Genomic DNA, 19,503 nt, shown 5'->3' with positions numbered 1-19,503 from the left:
TTCTCTCAGAATCAGTTTTTAAAATGAATTGATTGTAAGGCAATAAGAGTTAACTCTCAATCATTTTTGGTCAAAATTTTCAGAAATCATGATCGGGGTTTGCTACCTTTGCTGCAAACTAAGGGCATTCGCATCAGCATGAGCAATTACAACGAACTAGTAAAACAATGGGCGAATGAGCTCACCTTATATTCACCGGAAGAAGCAAACAACCTAATTCAATGGTTGCTGGAATACCATTTAGGCTTGAGAAAAGTTGATGGACTGAATGAAGTAAAAGAAGACAGCTTATCGGAAGACTTGTTTGAAGATTTGCAGCGACTCAAGTCTGGTGAACCCGTACAGTACATCATTGGCAAGGCTCCTTTTTATGGCAGGGATTTTTTTGTGGATGAATCAGTATTAATCCCAAGAAATGAAACGGAAGAGTTGGTCCATATGATCATCAAACAAAATCCAAGTGCTGGTCTAAAAGTCTTAGATATCGGTACCGGTTCTGGCTGTATCCCGATCAGCTTGGCTTTGGAGCTGAATAAGCCTGAAATTTATACAGCGGATGTTTCCGAAGAGGCATTGGAAGTTGCTGAAGAAAATGCCGAACACTTGGGGGCTCAGGTTACGTTTTTCCATTTAGATATATTGAAAGATACTCCAGCCTTATCTGAATTGGATATTGTTGTGAGCAATCCTCCCTATGTGCCGGAAGCAGAATGGGATGAATTGCATAGTAATGTTAGGGATTTCGAGCCCGGGTTAGCACTTTTTGTTCCTGATCATGATCCTCTCTTATTTTATAGGGTGATTGCAGAAAAGGCACTGAAATTATTGAAACCCGGAGGAAAATTATACTATGAAATCCATAATAATTTTGGTCCTCAGACAGTCAAGCTTTTAGAAAGTTTAGGCTACAAAAATATTGACTTGGTACAGGACCTGAATGGCAAAGACCGAATGGTGGCGGCAAATACTTGAAAAAAACCAATTGAATCATGAGTCAGAAGAAATGCCCTCATTGCGGCCAATGGTCGGAATGGAGTAATAACTTTCAAGACAAGTGCGAACACTGCGGAGAGCCCTTGTCCAAAGTAGAACTGGATAGGGCACAAAAGATAGCGAATGAGAAAGAGCAGAATGAGAAAAACTGGATGTTTTATGTCCATCCAGATGACAGCAGTATTGTAAAATTTTTCAAAAAATCAGGAAACCTATTTTATATGGTTTTCATGACCATTATGACTTTTCTAATGTGGCTAATAGCAGCTTTGCCAGGATGATAGAACTTTTCAAAAATCCCTTATTCATTTTTGCTTCCCTTGCTTTTTGGCTCAATCAGTATTTTGAAAAATCTCTTGGGGTATTTATTCCATTTTACCACTCCTATGGAGATGATCTGATGGCAATGCCTGTCGTTTTTGGAATTTGTCTACAAGTAATGCGATGGATTCATCCATCAAAAATGGAACTGGTATTTACTAAAAAACAATTGTTTATCGGCCTCCTCTATTTCTCAATTATTTTTGAATTGGTATTGCCTAGGGTTTCTACAACTTATACTGCCGACCCTCTGGATGTGCTTTGTTATGCTACAGGCACACTCATGTTTTTTAAGTGGATGAACCGACCTTCTCTCCAATCCAAAAAATCTCAGATCCTTTAATTTCTGTTATCCCTTCAGGAACCTCAATAAAAGTGGCATAGGTAATGGGCAAAAGCAACGTTCCATTTTCATTTTGAATTTCTATGGGCATCCCTTCTTTTCCATGAATGTGGATATCACTTTCTGGAAGCCATTTCTTAAAAACTCCTGACTTCACGGGATAATATTTCCAATCTCCATCCATCAAGGTCAAATCCATCAACTTTACTTTTTCTCCCAATGTCAATGCGCCTTGATGTGAAAAGCCAATCAGATGCACCGCAAAATACTTACTAGCCAAAAGGAACTGGATCCCTTCTTCAAGTGTATTTTCTGGTTTTGCGGTTAAAAATTTAACTGGATACTGTTCCTCCAATAAATGGATATTCTCTTTTTGAAAAGACTCTGTGGCTAAAATCACATCAATTTTTATCCCCCAACTGAGCACTTGATCTAATGCTTCCTGAGCTACCAAGACCATTGGTACCCACTCCAGCAATGGACTAATCTGCTCTAATTTCAAGCCTTCACCCTTTAGAATAAAAACGGCAGGCTCTTGTTGGTCTTTGACAAAATGATGGGAAGACATATCAGCTCCAGAGTTTTTTGTAAAAATTGAGTGCATTCCCATAAGCCAAATTGCTCTGCTGTTGCTCATTCAAATCACTTGACAAAGCTTCTAATAAGGATGGGTATTTACTTGAGTTTTCTACCATTGGAAAATAAAAGGGAATTCTCGAAGGATCTCCAAAATCCTTGGTGTAAAAGAAATCTGCACCAAAACAGATGGTATCATCTCCACAAAGCTCAAAACCATACGACAGGTGCTCGAGAATCCTCTCTGGATGATCATTATCCAAGAAAGCACGGAGAAAGTTCACACCGATTATCCCTCCTCGTTTCGAGATTTCCTTTGCAAACTCATCGGTTAGATTTCTTTTATGATTCCAAATGGATCTAAAATTGGAGTGGCTGGCAATAATTGGCACATCCAATCCTGCTTGATCAATATGATTGAAAATACCTTCGGCAAGTAAATCTGAAGTATGAGAAAGGTCAATAGGGATTTTTTTTCCATGCATATAATCAAGAACCCTTTTCCCATCTTCTTTGAGACCTATTCCTTCGGTATAGTTTCCCCCTCCAAATCGATTTTCAGTATGATGAGTCAATGAGACATAGGCTAAAGCCTTCGTCTTTTCTAAAATATCATCAAACTGCTGATAAACTTCCTTCATGGAGGCAGATTCATTGCCAAGACCCGCAGCATTTTCTATTGAAGCGATGATTCCAATTTTAGATTGATTTTCCCAATTCTGTAAAAACGCCTTTGTCACCAGCTCCAGATCAATGGTATGTTTCTCAAGCAGCTGACTAAAGATTGTAGCTTGTTTTAAAGCTAAATTCATAGATTCCTCTTTGACATCCGTGTAGATAGCCATCACTTGCATGCGAACCTCTCCTGATTTAAGGAAGGGAATTGCGCAGGCAATATCATCTTTAGAAAATGGGCTTGCAGCGGGTACTTTTGCCAGATAGGAAAGCATATCGCAATGCAAGTCAATTATTGGATTTTGCATGTTTTTGGGCTTTGGAACAAAGTAAGCCAAAAATGCGCATGTTTTTTAATACTTTTAAGCTTGAGATGAGATACCCTAGTAAAAAGCAAAGTCCCTTTTTAACTAAAAAATAATTATTCATGGCAGTCGCTAAACCATTCAACTTTAAAAACTGGATTGATGAAAATAGGCATTTGCTGAAGCCCCCTGTTGGCAATAAGCAAGTCTATGTAGAAAATGAGGATTTTATCATCATGGTGGTGGGAGGACCCAACTCTCGAAAGGATTACCATTACAATGAAGGAGAGGAGTTTTTCTACCAACTTGAAGGTGATATTGTATTAAAAATCATCGAAGACGGTAAGCCTGTTGATATTCACATACGCGAGGGTGAGATTTTCCTATTGCCTCCAAAAGTCCCTCATTCTCCAAGAAGACCGGCCAATACAATTGGACTTGTCGTGGAGAGATACAGAAATGCAGGAGAAAAGGATGGGTTTATTTGGCACTGTGAAAATTGCGGTGAAAAGCTGTATGAAGAATATGCAGAGGTAACAGATATTGTAAATCAGCTTCCTCCTATCATGGATCGTTTTTGGTCCAACCCAGAGAATACGACCTGCAAAAAGTGTGGAACCGTGATGAAAAAGTAAAAAGTGAACGTTTTGACACTTTTTATAAGTTTAAATTATAGCAGCTTGAGTGTTCAGGCTGCTTTATTTATTTGAGAATAATTATGAACCCAACCGAATATCAGTTTACAGCAGAGTTTGCCAAAAAAATGGATGAAGATGATCCATTGGCGAAATTTAGAGATCAATTTTATTTCCCAAAGGTGAATGGAAAACAAGCCATTTATTTTTGTGGAAACTCCCTTGGCTTACAGCCAAAGACGGTAAAGTCTTATCTCGACAAAGAGCTTTCCAACTGGGAAAATTTAGCTGTTGATGGTCATTTCCATGGAGAAGACGCATGGTATTATGCAAGAAAAAAATCCAAACCTGCATTAGCTGAAATTGTGGGAGCCCATACACATGAAGTGGTGGCAATGAATAATTTGAGTTCTAACCTCCACTTTTTAATGGTTTCTTTCTACCAGCCAACAGAAAAAAGAAATAAAATATTGGTGGAAGCAGGAGCATTTCCATCGGATCAATACATGCTCGAAACTCAGGTTAAATTTCATGGGCTAGATCCAGAAAGCACTATTATAGAACTAAAACCAAGAGCCGGCGAGCACAATCTAAGAACTGAGGATATTCTTGCTAAAATCCATGAACTGGGTGATTCCCTGGCCGTAGTAAATATGGCAGGGCTACAATATTATACAGGTCAATTATTTGACATCAAGGCAATCACCAATGCCGCACATGCTGTGGGAGCCTATGCTGGATTTGATTTAGCTCATGCCGCTGGAAACGCAAGTTTGAAGCTGCATGATTGGGATGTTGATTTTGCTACCTGGTGCAGTTATAAATACATGAATTCAGGCCCAGGAAACATTTCAGGAATATTTGTTCATGAGCGATTTGCCGAGAGACCAGACCTTCCTCGTTTTGCTGGTTGGTGGGGACATGATGAAGGGCAGCGTTTTCTTATGGAAAAAGGATTTATCCCTATGCATGGCGCGGATGGTTGGCAAGTAGCCAACTCAAATGTACTTGCTTTGGCAGCACATCAGGCTTCTTTAGATATTTTTCAAGAAGCCGGAATGGAAAAATTACTGGCAAAAAGCGAAAAATTAACCGGCTATTTGGAGTATCTAATTCAGGAAATAAGCGGAAAATCAGGGATTTTGGAAATTATTACGCCAAAAGACCCTGCCGAGAGAGGTTGTCAACTATCTTTGCACATTCATCGAGGAGGCAAGGCCGTATTCGATGAGTGGTATAGTCAAGGAGTGGTGGGTGATTGGAGAAATCCAAATGTAATTCGATTAGCACCTACTCCGCTGTATAATAGTTTCATGGATGTTTTCAGCTTTGGTCTGATTTTGGAACAAAGTCTTAAAAAATTCGCTTAAAGAAACTGGGATAAAAATTATCCAAATGAAAAAGAATGAAATCACCATACTGGGAGCAGGATTAATTGGCTCATTAATGGCCATCTACCTGAAGCGTCACGGACTGGATGTAACTGTCTACGACAAACGCCCGGATAAGCGAAAAACTCCTTATGATGAAGGAGGAAGATCAATCAACATGGCTTTGAGCCACCGAGGTTGGAAAAGCCTGGAGCAGGTTGGTCTAAAAGACAAAGTTCTTCCGCTGGCAATCCCGATGTATGGAAGAAAAATACACGATGAACATGGAGGCACCACCTTTATTCCCTACGGAACGGAGGAGCAAGCCATTTATTCAATTTCGCGTGGTAAGTTCAATCAGTTATTGGCTGAAGAAGGTGAGCGATTAGGTGCTCATTTTGAATTTGAGTATAAATGCCAAGAGGTAGATTTTTCTGATCAGGTAATCTCTTTTGAAACTCCTGCCGGCGAGAAAAAATTACAAGCCCCTGTCATTGTAGGAGCTGATGGTGCCTATTCAGCATTAAGGCTTTCCATGCAAAAGCAAATTCGCTTTAATTACAAGCAAGAGTATATCTCGCATGGATATAAGGAATTAACAATTCCAGCTACTAAAGATGGTGAGTTTGCCATGGACCCGAATGCTCTGCATATTTGGCCAAGAGGTAAATTCATGCTGATTGCCTTACCTAATCCAGATAAGTCATTCACTTGTACTTTATTTCTCCCATTTGAAGGGACAAAAGTATGCTTTGACAAAATCCGGGATGAAAAAGACCTTAAAAGTGTTTTCAAAAATTACTTTGACGACGCTTACCAGTTAATGCCTAAGGTAGCCGAGGAGTTTTTCAAAAACCCTACCTCTGCATTGGTCAATGTGGAATGCTATCCATGGGTTCAAGGTAATAGCCTCTTAATTGGTGATGCCTCTCATGCGATGGTACCATTCTATGGTCAAGGTATGAACTGTGGCTTCGAAGATTGCTTTATCTTAAATGAGCTCATCGAAAAACTAGGAACCAATAGCTGGGACTTGGTATTTGAAAAATTCCAGAAGGTCAGAAAAAGAGATACGGATGCGATCTGCCAGCTTGCTATGGAGAATTTTGTAGAGATGCGTGATTCCGTAGCAGACCCTAAGTTTATTTTAAGAAAGAAAATTGAAGCCAAGCTTCATGAGCTTTATCCAAACGATTGGATTCCGTTATATACTATGGTGACTTTTTCTGACATTAGTTATTCTGAAGCTTATGCTCAAGGAAAACTACAGGAAGAAATTATGGACCGCGTGATGAGAGATCCTCTCATTACTGAAAATTGGAATAAACTCGATTATGAGGAAATCATCTTTCAGATGGAAACAGCAAAAGCGGTCTAAATAGATCGCTTTTTTTATTTCTCATAGAAATTGCCCTCCTCCAAAAAAATCGCTTGCTCTTCATTTGCTACCTTGAATTTGGTAGGGAAAGTAACTTTCCTTCCCTCACGAAATTGGAAAACAGAAATATGTAAATGAGGTCCTGAGCTATAGCCGGTGTTGCCACTGAAACCTATGGCTTGGCCTTGCTCAATCTCATCTCCAATTTCAACATCAACTCCATCCTTTTTTAAATGAACATATTCAGCGAGCGTGCCATCACTCTGATACACCAAGATGTAATTGTTTAACTTCTTACAATCCTCCGTAGGACATCCCCGATCATTCTCCTCTACAAAATCTATGACCACCCCATCTCGGATGGCAGTAACTATGGTACCAATGGGCATAGTGAAATCTAACTCATTTTGCCCCTTATGAGAAAGTTTACCGTCATAACCTTGGGATAAAATAAAACTTTTACCAGACTCAAAAGGCAAAGAATACTCAAAGTCAGGGTTTTCATCTATCAATTCTTTTGGCCCAAACCAGGTTTTAAAATTGTAAGAAAACTTGGATACTTTCCTTCGATCGGAAATCTCCAGTTCCGTTAACAGAAACTTCGTGGACCTAGCAGGAAGAGTAAAAGATTGGTTCTCTCCATCAGCAGCTTTAAAATTATCCAGATCCAAAACCAAGTCCATGCTGATGGGAGAATACTCCATGTTATCAGCATATAGCTTGATGAGATTATTATCTTCTTCAGTGTAAATCTTGATATTCTTCTGAGCAAGAATGGGGAAATGGGCAGAAAGGAAAAAGAGGAGCAACAAACCTATTTTGCTTCCAAACATTGATTTCTCTACCACTGCGAAAATGATTTTAATTTTTTACGGAATTTACACTTTCCATCAATTTCAGAATTTCATCCAAATACTCCCTATTATTCGAAAGTCTAGGCACTTTGTGTTGGCCTCCAAGTTTGCCTTTTTCTCCTAACCAAAGATCAAAAAGACCATGAGGAGCATGATGAATTACAGGCGCAGTCAAAGCTAAATCCTTATACCTTTTGGCATCGTAATCAGAATTGATTTCTCTTAAATGCTTATCGAGTAAGGAATTGAATTTATTACAATCAGAGGGGCCCTTATGAAATTCTATTAGCCATTCATGAGCTCCTTTTGATTCAGAATTCTCAAAATAAACTGGGGCAGCTGTAAAATTAGATATCGTGGCACCGGTATGCTCAGCTGCAAACTGTATTGCTCTTTCTGCGTTTTCTACGATCACTTCTTCTCCAAATGCATTGATAAAATGCTTGGTCCTGCCTGTGATTTTAAATCGATAAGGGGTAGTCGAAGTAAACTTAACCGTATCGCCAATTTTATATCTCCATAGTCCACCATTCGTAGTAATGACCATAGCATAATTCTTATCTACTTCCACACCCGCCAATGGTACCACTTTGGGGTTTTCTTTCTCCCATTCTTCCATGGGAATAAATTCGTAGAAAATACCATAATCCAAAAGCAGTAAAAGCTCCTCTGAATTAGCTTGATCTTGAATTCCAAAAAAGCCTTCCGAGGCATTGTAGGTTTCTACATACCGCATTCTTGAGGAAGGAATTAATTCTTTGAAAAGACTACGATAAGGACCAAACGCGACGGCACCATGGAAAAAAACTTCCAAATTTGGCCATACTTCCAATATGTTATTGGCCTTTTTGATTTCCATGATCTTTTGGATCAAGACGATAGTCCAGGTGGGAACTCCTGCAATACAGGTTACATCTTCATTCATGGTCTCTCTGGCCATCTTATCGATCTTTGCCTCCCACTCGCTCATAAGTGCCGTCTCCAAGGAAGGAGTCCTTACAAACTGAGCCCAAATAGGAAGGTTTTGCATGATCACTGCGGAAATATCACCAGCTTTAGCAGTTCCTTGTGGATTTAGAGGATTCTTTTCTAAAGTCCCTCCTATAGTGAGGCTTTTTCCTGCAAAAAGTCTAGAATTTGGGTAATTGGCTATATAAAGTGAAACCAAATCCTTCCCCCCTTTATAATGACATTCTTCCAGACATTCGGTGGTGACTGGAATATATTTACTTCTTGATGAGGTAGTTCCTGAAGATTTAGCAAACCATTCTATGTCCGAATTCCAAAGAACCCCTTGGTTTCCTTTCATGGTTTTATCTATGTAAGGCTTGATCCCTTCATAATCCAAAATTGGGACTTGCCTCGCAAAATCATCGTAATTGCGAATAGAATTAAAATTATACTCTTTACCGAACTCTGTCTCTTTTCCAGCTTTTATTAATTCAAAAAATATAGTGTCCTGAACCTGAATCGGGTGGTTCTTGAAATTTTCGATTTGCCCCAAGCGGTTTTTAAAAATCCAGGACATAAAAGAATTAAGGACTTCCATTAATTAAAAATTTTTCTTTTTAGCTCAAATTGACTTCCCAAATACACTTTTCTTACTTGTTCATCAGCAGCAAGTTCTTCCGCAGTACCTGCTTTTAATAATTTCCCTTCAAACATCAAATATGCCCTGTCTGTGATAGAAAGCGTTTCATTGACATTGTGGTCAGTTATTAAAATCCCGATGTTCTTATTCTTTAATTTAGCAACAATCGTTTGAATTTCTTCTACAGCAATCGGATCTACTCCGGCAAAAGGCTCATCCAATAGAACGAATTTAGGATCTACAGCCAAAGCTCTAGCTATTTCTGTCCTTCTTCTTTCTCCCCCAGACAATACCATCCCCAAGTTTTTTCTCACATGGGTTAAGCTAAATTCCTCCAGCAAACTTTCTACTTTTTCCTTTCTTTCCTGTTTGGGCATTTTGGTCATCTCCAAAACAGCCATGATATTTTCTTCTACCGATAATTTTCTAAATACAGAAGCCTCCTGTGCCAAATAGCCTATTCCAAGCTTTGCTCTTTTGTACATGGGAAGGCTGGTAATATTATCCTTATCCAGATATATTTTCCCTTCATTTGGCTGAACAAGCCCCACAATCATATAAAAAGAAGTGGTTTTCCCTGCTCCATTTGGCCCCAAAAGACCTACGATCTCTCCTTGCTCCACTTCCACAGAAATATCATTCACCACACGGCGACCTTTGTATATTTTGACTAGGTTATCGGCTTTTAGCAGCATATCAATCAAATTTGATGTCTTTCACATAGAGTTGTAAACTAGATTTGTCACGGAAGAAATTCTCGCGCATTTCTGCTACAATATCGAAACGCATTTTCCCTTGCAACATCTTTACTATCGTATGATCGGGGTCTTTGGTTTTATCTGCCAGGCCAAACCCCAAACAAACGGGTTTTGTCACCTGACCATCTTGGACAATATTAAATCTTAGGTGTTTGTCCTTCAATATAATGACGTTTTCAGCATATGCCTGTGAAATTCTGAAAACAGGTTCTGTATTTCCTGGTCCAAAAGGAGCCATTTGCTTCAGGATGTTATAAAACTTATAGTTGATCTGATCCAAAAGTAACTCATCATCTATCTCAATAACAGGTTTCCTATGGACTTCCTCGATGCGGCTTTTAACCACTTTTTCAAACATAATCTGAAAATCCTCCACCTTGTCTACAGACAAAGTAAGTCCGGCAGCATATTTATGTCCTCCAAATTGGTCTAGCAATCCTGCGCATTCAGAAATGGCCTCGTAGATATTAAAATCCACTACCGATCTAGCACTACCTGTCGCCTTGCCATTAGACTCTGTCAAAATAATTGTAGGCCTGTAGTATTTTTCAATACAGCGACTTGCTACAATCCCTATCACACCTTTATGCCAATCTTCTTTGAAAAGCACCGTGGAATTCCATTCATTGGACGCTTCACGTTCGGCGATCATTTCAAAGGCCTCCTTGGTAATATTTTCGTCAAAATTCCTACGAGTCGTGTTTACCTCATCCACTACCTTAGCTCGCTCTATGGCCAAATCAAGGTCTGTTGAAATCAGAAGTTCCACAGAAGCTTTGGCATGCTCCAGTCTACCAGAGGCATTAATTCTAGGTCCTATCTTAAAAACAATGTCCGAAATACCAATCTCCTTTTCGATTTTGGCACTAAGCATCAACGCTTTTAAACCCGGTCTTGGGGTATTGTTGATTCTCTCTAAGCCATAATAGGCAAGAATTCTATTCTCACCTGTAATCGGAACAATGTCTGCCGCGATACTTACAACTAACAGGTCCAAATAAGCATAAAGCGCAGACTCTTCAATCTCTCTTATTTTTGCATGCGCTTGAATAAGTTTAAAGCCTACTCCAGCACCGCTCAGCTCTTTGTAAGGGTATTCACAATCTTTCCGCTTTGCATCCAAGACGGCTACTGCTTGGGGTAATTCATCTCCTGGTGTGTGGTGGTCACAAATAATAAAATCCACCCCCAGTTCTTTGGCTAAGGCTACTTTCTCGATTGCTTTAATTCCGCAGTCAAGAGCAATGATCAGTTTATAATTGTTTTCTGCTGCAAACCTGACGCCTTTGGAAGAAATACCATACCCTTCCTTGTATCGATCCGGGATATAAAAATCAACTTTAGAGTAAAAGCTCTGAAGATAACTGTAAACCAATGCGACAGCGGTCGTGCCATCTACATCATAATCACCGTAAACAAGAATCTTTTCATCTTGCTGTATTGCCTTTTCAATTCTTTCGATCGCTTCGGTCATATCCTTCATCAAAAAAGGATCATGTAATTTGCTTAAGCTGGGTCGAAAGTAATTTTTGGCTGTATCAAAATTATCTACCCCACGATTGATGAGCATGTTGGCAAGAATGGGATTGACATTGATTTCCCGTCCTAGTTGTTCGACAAGTGTTCCTGTCGCTCTTGGTTTCTGTTTCCAAACGTACTCCATGGGTTATTTCTGGGGTTAAAAAGATAAATGTGTATTTACCTTAATCCTCTAATGTGGTAAAAAAGTTCTTCAAAATCGAAAATGGCACTAAGCTTTTCTCTTTTTATATTGAAACCAAAAATACCCTGGAAACACCAAGGCTTTCAACTTCCAATCATTTTTATCCTTTAAGCTGAGGCTTTCGTCCTGATGAACATGACGATACATTTTTCCAGCTAGAAGACAGTGGCCGATTAATGCCGCAAAAACGATGGCATAAATAATCAATTCTGTCATGCTACTTTTTTTCTAAAACCAATGCTGCCCAATTGTCTTTGCTTTGTTTTTTCACCAGGCTGAAACCTAAAGGTGTGCACCTCTCCAATAAATCTTCGATGTCTTCGGTATAAAAACCACTCAATAAAAGAAGACCTTCAGGAGCCAAAAGCTCTGTATAAATCTCCATTTCATCAAGCAATACATTTTTATTGATATTCGCTAAAATGATATCAAATGTACCTTGGGGATCGACCTCTCTGATAGTACCAATGTCCATTTTAATTTCCACCTCATTGAGTTGAAAATTTTCATTACCATTTTCTACACACCATTCGTCAATATCGAAGGCTTCTACTTGATCGGCCCCAAGAAGTTTAGCCATTATTGCCAAAATACCGGTTCCCGAACCCACATCTAGTACACGTTTTCCCTGATGGTCCAACTCGGCTTGATGTAAAAGCATTTGATAGGTTGTAGCATGATGCCCCGTGCCAAAAGACATTTTGGGGTTGATTACAATATCATACTTAAATTCAGGCTGTGCAGGGTGAAATGAGGCTCTCACATACACCAAATCTTCTACGGCAATGGGATCGTAGTTTTTTTCCCATTCCTCATTCCAGTTAACTTTTGACATGATGTTTTCTTGAACAGAAATATGAGCTGGGACCACATATTTATCGATGAGTTCATCAAATGAACTTCTGTCAAAGTCATTTTCAGGAGCATAGGCTTCAATTCCCTCCTCTGTTTCAAGAAAGGAATCGAAGCCTATTTCTGCTAATTCTGCAATTAGGATTTCCCGGTATTCTTCCAGGCAGGCAATTTTAAATTCCAGGTAATCCATGGGATTTTTTAGAATGATTTGATAATGTCTACGAAGTCTCTGGACTTCAAGGAAGCTCCTCCAATTAATCCACCGTCTACATCTGGCTTAGAGAAAATCTCCTGAGCATTTTTTGGGTTACAGCTACCACCGTACAAAATGGAAGTGTTGTCAGCGATCTCCTTACCATAATGACTAGCAATATGTCTTCTCAATGCAGCATGCATTTCTTGTGCTTGATCAGCTGTAGCCGTTTTACCTGTTCCGATTGCCCAAATTGGTTCGTAAGCAATGGTGATTTTACTGAAATCCTCAGGGCTTAAATCAAAAAGACTTTGAGTCAATTGAAATTTCACATTTGGCTCATGGGTTCCAGCAGTTCTGATATCCAAAGATTCACCACAGCAAAATATTGGTTTCAACCCATTGGCTAAAGCTTCTTTTACTTTTGTAGCTAGAATCTCATTATCCTCCTGGAAATACTCTCTTCTTTCGCTATGGCCAAGAATTACATATTCTACCCCAAAGGAAGCAATGATTTTAGCGGATACCTCTCCAGTAAAAGCTCCAGCTTCTTTATCTGAGCAGTTTTGTGCACCAAGAGAAATCCCTTCTACTCCACCAATCAGTTTTTTAACAGGAAAAATATGTGGGAAAGGAGGGTTTAAGATTGCCACAACATCCTTTACATTTTCATCTTTATACATATTGACAATCTCAGAAGTCAGTTTCTGACCTTCGTCAAAAGTCATATTCATTTTCCAGTTGCCGGCAACGATTTTCTTACGCATGATTTTGGTTTGTTTAAGAATTCAGGTTTGAAAGAAAAGTTTTCAAAAGTAATTTGGCTTAAAATTACAGAAAATGTCCGTCTGGCGAAAAAATAACCAAGAACAGTCCTCAAAAAAATACTGGGCTCTGGATGAAGCAAAGGAAAAGCTTTCAACCTATTGCGCCTATCAGGAGAGGTGCATTTGGGAAACACGCCGCAAATTATATGAGAAAGGGATCCAAGAACCAGAGTCGGATGAGTTAATCGATTACCTGATTGACACGAATTTTATCAACGAAGAAAGGTATGCTCAATCCTTTGTTAGGGGAAAATTCAGGCAGAAAAAGTGGGGTAAAAACCGAATCAGAAGGGAATTACAGATGAGGCAAATCAGTCAAGACCATATTAGGTCTGGGATGATGGAGATTGAGCCGGAAGAATATTATGATACGCTATTGGCCCAGACAGAAAAGCACTGGGAAAGAATTAAAGAGCCTGATCTATATAAAAAGAAGTATAAAGTAATCAATTACCTGATGGGTAAAGGCTTTGAAATGGACTTATTAAAAGAAGCGATAGAAAGTCTGCAGTCGCAATGACTCTTGGAGTACGATTCACATGCATCAGAGGAGATTTAGGAGGGTTCTTCAAATTCGAATTCAACATGATGAAGTTTTTTAGGACAGTTTATTCTCTGTTCTTCATTTTCCTTATCCCGTTTGTCGAAAGATGAAATCCGGGCAATTAATCGTGCTAGGAGGATAAATTTTCAATCTTCCAATTCTGGAAACATTCCGCTCATAATCTTTGCGGAAAGCAAGCAAAGTGGAATCCCACCTCCGGGATGAACAGATCCACCACAGAAATACAAGTTTTTAATTTTCGATGAATAGTTTGCATGCCTTAAAAAGGCCGCAAATTTATTGTTGGATGAATTACCATAAAGGGCTCCATTTGCACTAGAGGTCTTAAACTCTATTTTCCTTGGATCTAGAATCTCCTCTACTTCGATCAACGACTCCACATCTGTTTTCAAAATTCTATTAAGCTTGTGGATAATATCCTTTTTAGCCTCTTGAATCATTTGATCCCAATTTTGACCTTGATTGTTGGGGACATTTATCATCGTAAACCAATTCATACTCCCTTCAGGAGCATCTTTTGAGTTGTGGGTAGAGGTAATGTTCACATAGACGGTAGGATCATGGTAGATGCTTCCTTTCTTAAAAATATGATCAAATTCCTCCAGGTAATTCTCAGAAAAGAAAATATTATGAAGATCCAGCTCGGGAAAGGTTCTACGAATTCCCCAATAAAAAATCAGTGCCGAACTAGATTTCGGTTGTTTCAACAAGGTTTTGGGCTGGCTTTGCTTTTTTAATATCGTTTTGTAAGCATTGACCATGTCCATGTTATTGATCACTACATCAGCCATATATTGCTCACCAGCTACCTGAACCCCAATCGCATGCTTGTTTTCCACTAAAACCTCCTCCACTTTTTTATTAAAATGGTATTGAACACCTAGGTCTTTGGATAGCTTAAACAGACTTGAGGTAATTTCATGCATCCCATTTTTTGGAAAAAAGGCACCTTGGTTAAACTCTAAATGGGGGATAATATTCAAAGTAGCTGGAGTTTCGTAAGGGTTTGAACCGTTATATGTAGCATAGCGATTAAACAGCTGAACTAATTTGGGGCTATCAAAAAGCTTTTTATTGGCTTCATTCATGGTAGAAAAAATCCCAAGTTTTCCCATGCGGAGATAGGATTTTAAAGCGTCAGGATTCGTCCAGGTTTTCCACTCATGAAGAGAACGCTGCATAAATAATGGAGCTAAGTGCTCGTAAATGTATTCCGACTTTGAAAGTGCTTCTTTTACATGGTCCGAAGGCTCTCCTAATTTTTTTTCAGCTTCTTGAATAAAGAGATCCGGATCTGAATAAGCCTGAAGTCTGGTGCCATCCTCCCAAAAATAATGACAATTGACTTCCAGTTTTTGGTACTCAAAATAGTCTTTTGGGTTTTTACCTGCCAATTCAAAAAGCTCTTCCACCAATTCCGGCATGGTAAAAAGTGAAGGACCCGCATCAAACCGGTACCCATCGATTTGAATTTCGGAAAGCTTGCCTCCAGGATATGGATTGGCTTCAAAAACCTCCACATTGAAGCCTTTTTGAGCTAAACGAATTGAGGATGCAATCCCAGCAATTCCAGAACCTATGATAAGGGCTTTCTTTTTCATTTAGATTTTAAAGGTACAACTATTAATAAGTTGGTCGAAGGGATAAAGGTTTTGAGAAAATTCAAATAAGAATTGTAATATTTTAATAAAAATTACACAATCGGCTTTTTTTATGGTATAAATTACATTTATATTTATTCGAAATTTTAAACCCTTCTCACAAATATGAAAATTTTTAACACAAAATTGCTGGCGTTAGTGACCTCAGCATTGCTCCTAGGAGCCTGTAGCCAAATGGCTACTTATGATAATGAAGATCTTACTTTAGGTTTGGATAAAGCAGATCAGTCCGGATTCAAATTGAGTCCTTATGGAACAAGTGGATTTGAGAATGCTTCTATTTCTGTAAGTGGAGATTTAAATCTTACCTATAATAGTGAAATTTGTTTTGGAGAGACAATCGATTTTTCATTTGGTGGAGTTGCCTTTACGGATGAAAGAACTGTACAAATCCAACAATTTATTAATGGTGATTGGGTCCAAGTTTTTCAAGAGGCTCAAGCATCTTCGGGAGTTTCAGGGTCTTTATCAGATTATGGAATTGGATCTTATACATTTCGATGGAAAGTAAGTGGTCGAAATGGCGTTCAGAATATTGAATTTATTGTTGTAGTTAAGGACTGTTCCGAGGAATGTACCATTATTGAAGACACAGGGTATGTAGGAGATCTTAAAGGTGGAAATGATCCAGGGCAAGGGAATGGAAATAATGGTGCTTGGTGGTATGCTTTTGATACTGAAGGTGAATCAACTCAAAATGTTTATGAAAATGAAAATGTAATAGGAAGTGCAACTTATAATGATGTTGATGGTACTATTACTATAAATCTTTTAGCGGCATACTCTCTTGTTGAAAGTTCTACTGAATCAGTTAAATGGTATAGCTATGCAGATGGTTCTTTACCCACAGATGGCCGCCCTACACCTGGTCATGCACCGAACAAAAATACAGACTTAGTAATTGACACAAATGGAGATCGTTATTATGTAATCCACTTAGATGTACAATCTTGCTCGTCTGAAGAATAGGAGAAAATTTCTAATAAAAAAACCTCTGAGAATAATCTCAGAGGTTTTTTTATGTCTTTCTTATGTGATTTTAGTTACCAAGATCTAACTGTGCCTTTATTAACTTTTCTCTAAATCAAATACTAATCTTATGAGTTACTATTTTTCAAAAGTATTACCAAGAAAATCCTATGATGAAGCCAAGGAGTTGGTAACAGAGGAACTGAAAAAGGAGGGATTTGGCATCCTATCTGAGATCGATGTACAAGCGACTCTGAAAAAGAAAATAGATGTTGATATTCAACGATATACAATACTAGGAGCCTGTAATCCACATTTTGCGCATAAAGCCATTTCCGAAGAAGATAAGATCGGTGTATTTCTTCCTTGCAATGTCCTAGTAAAAGAAAAAAAGGACGGGCTGATAGAAGTCGTTGCTGTTGACCCAATATCCAGCATGTCATCAGTTCAAAATGAATCGTTAGGAGAAATCGCAATTGAGGTGCAAAGCAAACTCAAAAAAGTAATTGAAAACCTTGGGTAATGGTATTACAATTCTGAAGAGCAAGGTTTCTAAAACCAAAAAAGGGCTTGAGATTAATTCTCAAGCCCTTTTTTATACCATATCATTTCTTACAACTTCTCAAATACTCTTCTAAAGCTTGTAGCCTCAGCGATTCTACCATGAAGTTCTGAGATAGGAACTCGCTCTTGCTCGGTGGTATCTCGATGACGAATCGTTACCGTGTTGTCTTCTAAAGTCTGGTGATCTACTGCGATACAGAAAGGGGTACCGATCAAGTCTTGACGAGCATAACGTTTACCAATAGATGCTGCCTCTTCATAGATGATATTGAAATCATACTTCAACAAGTCCACGATTTCTTTTGCCTTATCTGGTAAACCATCTTTTTTAGTGATTGGCAATATTGCTGCTTTCACAGGCGCGATTGCAGGATGGAATTTTAAATAAGTTCGGCTTTTCTCTTCAGTTTTTTCCTCCGTATATGCATTGCATAAAGTCATCAAGAAAAGTCGATCCGCCCCAATCGAGGTTTCAATCACATAAGGAATATAATTTTTATTGACCTCTGGATCAAAGTATTGCTGCTTCTTTTTAGAAAATTCCTGATGTGATTTCAAATCAAAGTCAGTTCTGGAATGAATCCCTTCCACTTCTTTGAATCCAAATGGGAAATCATATTCAATATCCATGGCAGCATTGGCATAGTGAGCCAATTTTTCATGGTCATGCTTTCTTAGCTTTTCAGCTGTGGTACCCAATGCCAAATGCCATTTCATTCTGGTCTCAGCCCATTTTTGATACCATTCCAACTCAGTGCCGGGACGAACGAAAAATTGCATCTCCATTTGCTCAAATTCACGCATACGGAAAATAAACTGACGAGCTACGATTTCATTTCGGAATGCCTTACCAATCTGAGCAATCCCAAAGGGAACTTTCATTCTGGCAGTTTTCTGTACATTCAGGAAGTTGACAAAAATCCCTTGAGCAGTCTCTGGTCTTAGAAAAATTGTAGAAGCATCTTCCGCTACCGAACCTACTTGAGTAGAAAACATCAAGTTGAACTGCCGAACGTCGGTCCAGTTAGAAGTACCTGAAATAGGGCACTTAATATCCTCATTGATGATCAAGTCACGCACTCCTGCCAGATCTTCTGCTTCAAGCAATCTTGCCAAAGCACCCGTTAACTCATTTGCTCTCTCGATATCCCCTGCTCTTTCGAATACTGCTGCATGTTCTTCTACGAGAACATCCGCACGGTAACGCTTTTTAGAGTCCTTGTTGTCAATCATTGGATCGTTAAAGCTATCCACGTGTCCAGAAGCCTTCCAGGTAGTAGGGTGCATAAAAATAGCTGCATCGATTCCCACAATATTATCCTGAACCCTTGTCATAGTTTCCCACCACAGACGCTTCAGATTATTTTTTAATTCAACCCCATAAGCCCCATAATCATAAACTGCCTGAAGGCCGTCATAGATCTCAGAACTAGGGTAAACAAAACCATACTCTTTGGCATGGGAAATAATATCTTTCAGTTGGGCGTTTTCCGCCGGAGTTGCTGTTTTTGCCATAGGCGCAAAAATAGGGAAAATGAATGAATCTCGATATAAAAATCAATGTCTTAACTAATTGATGAACTATTAAAAAACTAATTGATTAAATATGACGTAAGACTCACACAACTAAACTAAAAAATAATTTCTATGAAGAAACTTTTGATTCTACTGACCTTATCTCAACTTTTTATCTTTACAGCAAATGCTCAAATCGAGAAAGGCAGCATTTTGATTGGTGGTAAGCTTAATTTCAACAATTCAAATTCTGATCAATGGTTTGGGGATTTACCAAATACTTCAGGTAGAGAATCAAAATCGATCGAGTTTAATTTCCATCCGCAAATAGGCTATACATTAGGAAACAACTGGACCTTAGGTACCATGCTTATTTTTAAGGCCGGAAAAACAGTGGTGAATCAAAATTCATCAACAAGTTCTAGTTCAACCTCCGATAGATTAACCACAAATGATCATGCTTTTGGTGGAGCTTTATTTATTCGAAAATACTTTCCATTTGGCGAAAAGTTTTCGGGATTTGCTGAATTCAATTCTGGCTCTGTTTGGCAAAACCATGAGAGTAACTATGAGAGGACTGATAGTGAAGCCACTATAAGTGAAACTAAGTACAATGAATTACAATCCAATATGCTTGCAGGGATCGCTTATTTCCCAAAAAACTGGTTGGCAGTAGAACTATCTTCCAACTTATTGTCATTCACCCATTCGAAAAGGAAAAATGAGGATAATATTCAAAAAGCAAATTCTAACAAATTCGATTTTGGAATGAGTACATCCAGCATCAACCTGGGCGTCTCTTTTTTCCTGAACAACAAGTAATAAACTCTAA

The 19,503-nt window shown here is 38.7% G+C and carries 21 protein-coding genes; 10 read left to right on the top strand and 11 right to left on the bottom strand.

Annotation, left to right across the window (positions count from 1 at the left end; all coding sequences use genetic code 11):
* Window positions 1-138: 138 nt before the first annotated feature.
* From prmC to ALPR1_RS20490, 3 genes are read left to right on the top strand one after another with little or no spacing between them, the layout of a single operon-like run.
* Window positions 139-972: a peptide chain release factor N(5)-glutamine methyltransferase gene (gene prmC, locus ALPR1_RS03085; RefSeq protein WP_008198340.1), complete on the top strand. Its 834-nt coding sequence runs from the start codon at window positions 139-141 to the stop codon at window positions 970-972.
* Window positions 973-989: 17 nt separating this feature from the next.
* On the top strand, window positions 990-1,274 hold the full coding sequence (locus ALPR1_RS03080; RefSeq protein ID WP_040302507.1) for a hypothetical protein: 285 nt from the start codon (window positions 990-992) through the stop codon (window positions 1,272-1,274).
* A complete protein-coding gene (locus ALPR1_RS20490; protein WP_008198339.1) occupies window positions 1,271-1,657 on the top strand; it encodes a hypothetical protein in 387 nt (128 codons plus the stop codon). The genes ALPR1_RS03080 and ALPR1_RS20490 overlap by 4 nt, the downstream gene beginning before the upstream one ends.
* Here the strand turns inward: ALPR1_RS20490 and ALPR1_RS03075 are convergent.
* Window positions 1,605-2,225: a hypothetical protein gene (locus ALPR1_RS03075; RefSeq protein WP_008198338.1), complete on the bottom strand. Its 621-nt coding sequence runs from the start codon at window positions 2,223-2,225 to the stop codon at window positions 1,605-1,607. The two genes, ALPR1_RS20490 and ALPR1_RS03075, sit on opposite strands and share 53 nt — an antisense overlap.
* A 1-nt stretch (window position 2,226) precedes the next feature.
* Complete coding sequence (locus ALPR1_RS03070) at window positions 2,227-3,216, bottom strand: dipeptidase (RefSeq protein ID WP_008198337.1); 990 nt, start codon at window positions 3,214-3,216, stop codon at window positions 2,227-2,229.
* A gap of 119 nt (window positions 3,217-3,335) precedes the next feature.
* Here ALPR1_RS03070 and ALPR1_RS03065 point away from each other — a divergent pair, with 119 nt between their 5' ends.
* The 3 genes from ALPR1_RS03065 (at window position 3,336) to ALPR1_RS03055 (ending at window position 6,596) form a co-directional block, all read left to right on the top strand.
* Window positions 3,336-3,848 carry a 3-hydroxyanthranilate 3,4-dioxygenase gene (locus ALPR1_RS03065; RefSeq protein ID WP_008198336.1) on the top strand — a complete coding sequence of 171 codons (513 nt, stop codon included), beginning with the start codon at window positions 3,336-3,338 and terminating at the stop codon, window positions 3,846-3,848.
* Between the two features lie 83 nt (window positions 3,849-3,931).
* Window positions 3,932-5,218 (top strand): kynureninase, encoded by a 1,287-nt coding sequence (gene kynU, locus ALPR1_RS03060; protein WP_008198335.1) that lies wholly within the window; start codon window positions 3,932-3,934, stop codon window positions 5,216-5,218.
* A 25-nt stretch (window positions 5,219-5,243) separates the two neighbouring features.
* Window positions 5,244-6,596 carry an FAD-dependent oxidoreductase gene (locus ALPR1_RS03055; protein WP_008198334.1) on the top strand — a complete coding sequence of 451 codons (1,353 nt, stop codon included), beginning with the start codon at window positions 5,244-5,246 and terminating at the stop codon, window positions 6,594-6,596.
* 14 nt (window positions 6,597-6,610) lie between these two features.
* Here ALPR1_RS03055 and ALPR1_RS20200 read toward each other — a convergent pair whose 3' ends face one another.
* From ALPR1_RS20200 to tpiA, 7 genes are all read right to left on the bottom strand, one after another.
* Window positions 6,611-7,444 (bottom strand): M23 family metallopeptidase, encoded by an 834-nt coding sequence (locus ALPR1_RS20200; RefSeq protein ID WP_008198333.1) that lies wholly within the window; start codon window positions 7,442-7,444, stop codon window positions 6,611-6,613.
* A 13-nt stretch (window positions 7,445-7,457) separates the two neighbouring features.
* Window positions 7,458-8,999, bottom strand: coding sequence for a GH3 auxin-responsive promoter family protein (locus ALPR1_RS03045; protein ID WP_040302505.1), 1,542 nt, complete (start codon window positions 8,997-8,999; stop codon window positions 7,458-7,460).
* Window positions 8,999-9,736, bottom strand: a complete 738-nt coding sequence (gene lptB / locus ALPR1_RS03040) for an LPS export ABC transporter ATP-binding protein (RefSeq protein ID WP_008198330.1) — start codon at window positions 9,734-9,736, stop codon at window positions 8,999-9,001. Before lptB ends, ALPR1_RS03045 begins: the two co-directional genes overlap by 1 nt.
* 1 nt (window position 9,737) lies before the next feature.
* A complete protein-coding gene (recJ, locus tag ALPR1_RS03035; protein WP_008198328.1) occupies window positions 9,738-11,462 on the bottom strand; it encodes a single-stranded-DNA-specific exonuclease RecJ in 1,725 nt (574 codons plus the stop codon).
* Window positions 11,463-11,549: 87 nt separating this feature from the next.
* Complete coding sequence (locus ALPR1_RS03030) at window positions 11,550-11,738, bottom strand: hypothetical protein (protein ID WP_040302503.1); 189 nt, start codon at window positions 11,736-11,738, stop codon at window positions 11,550-11,552.
* 1 nt (window position 11,739) lies between these two features.
* Window positions 11,740-12,567 (bottom strand): 50S ribosomal protein L11 methyltransferase, encoded by an 828-nt coding sequence (gene prmA, locus ALPR1_RS03025; RefSeq protein ID WP_008198327.1) that lies wholly within the window; start codon window positions 12,565-12,567, stop codon window positions 11,740-11,742.
* An 8-nt stretch (window positions 12,568-12,575) separates the two neighbouring features.
* Window positions 12,576-13,337 (bottom strand): triose-phosphate isomerase, encoded by a 762-nt coding sequence (tpiA, locus tag ALPR1_RS03020; protein ID WP_008198326.1) that lies wholly within the window; start codon window positions 13,335-13,337, stop codon window positions 12,576-12,578.
* A gap of 73 nt (window positions 13,338-13,410) precedes the next feature.
* Here tpiA and ALPR1_RS03015 point away from each other — a divergent pair, with 73 nt between their 5' ends.
* A complete protein-coding gene (locus ALPR1_RS03015; RefSeq protein ID WP_008198325.1) occupies window positions 13,411-13,917 on the top strand; it encodes a regulatory protein RecX in 507 nt (168 codons plus the stop codon).
* A 170-nt stretch (window positions 13,918-14,087) separates the two neighbouring features.
* On the opposite strand, the gene crtD is transcribed toward ALPR1_RS03015, so the two are convergent.
* The gene (crtD, locus tag ALPR1_RS03010) at window positions 14,088-15,563 is read right to left on the bottom strand and encodes a 1-hydroxycarotenoid 3,4-desaturase CrtD (RefSeq protein ID WP_008198324.1); all 1,476 of its coding nucleotides are present in this window, start codon (window positions 15,561-15,563) and stop codon (window positions 14,088-14,090) included.
* Between the two features lie 165 nt (window positions 15,564-15,728).
* Between crtD and ALPR1_RS03005 the strand changes: the two genes are divergently transcribed.
* Together ALPR1_RS03005 and ALPR1_RS03000 are read left to right on the top strand one after the other, a co-directional pair.
* Window positions 15,729-16,592 (top strand): hypothetical protein, encoded by an 864-nt coding sequence (locus tag ALPR1_RS03005; protein WP_008198323.1) that lies wholly within the window; start codon window positions 15,729-15,731, stop codon window positions 16,590-16,592.
* Between the two features lie 130 nt (window positions 16,593-16,722).
* Entirely contained in the window at window positions 16,723-17,115 is a 393-nt protein-coding gene (locus ALPR1_RS03000) for a DUF302 domain-containing protein (RefSeq protein WP_008198322.1), read from the top strand.
* 89 nt (window positions 17,116-17,204) lie between these two features.
* Here the strand turns inward: ALPR1_RS03000 and ALPR1_RS02995 are convergent, their stop codons facing one another.
* Window positions 17,205-18,671 carry a glycine--tRNA ligase gene (locus ALPR1_RS02995; RefSeq protein WP_008198321.1) on the bottom strand — a complete coding sequence of 489 codons (1,467 nt, stop codon included), beginning with the start codon at window positions 18,669-18,671 and terminating at the stop codon, window positions 17,205-17,207.
* A 132-nt stretch (window positions 18,672-18,803) separates the two neighbouring features.
* Between ALPR1_RS02995 and ALPR1_RS02990 the strand changes: the two genes are divergently transcribed.
* On the top strand, window positions 18,804-19,493 hold the full coding sequence (locus ALPR1_RS02990) for a porin family protein (protein WP_008198320.1): 690 nt from the start codon (window positions 18,804-18,806) through the stop codon (window positions 19,491-19,493).
* The last annotated feature ends 10 nt before the right edge of the window (window positions 19,494-19,503 follow it).

Origin of the sequence: Algoriphagus machipongonensis, from assembly GCF_000166275.1 — a bacterium.
In the GTDB taxonomy this organism is placed as follows: Bacteria; Bacteroidota; Bacteroidia; order Cytophagales; family Cyclobacteriaceae; genus Algoriphagus; species Algoriphagus machipongonensis.
Note: the sequence above shows the minus strand (reverse complement) of the source record. Positions and strands in the feature narration are given on the sequence as shown.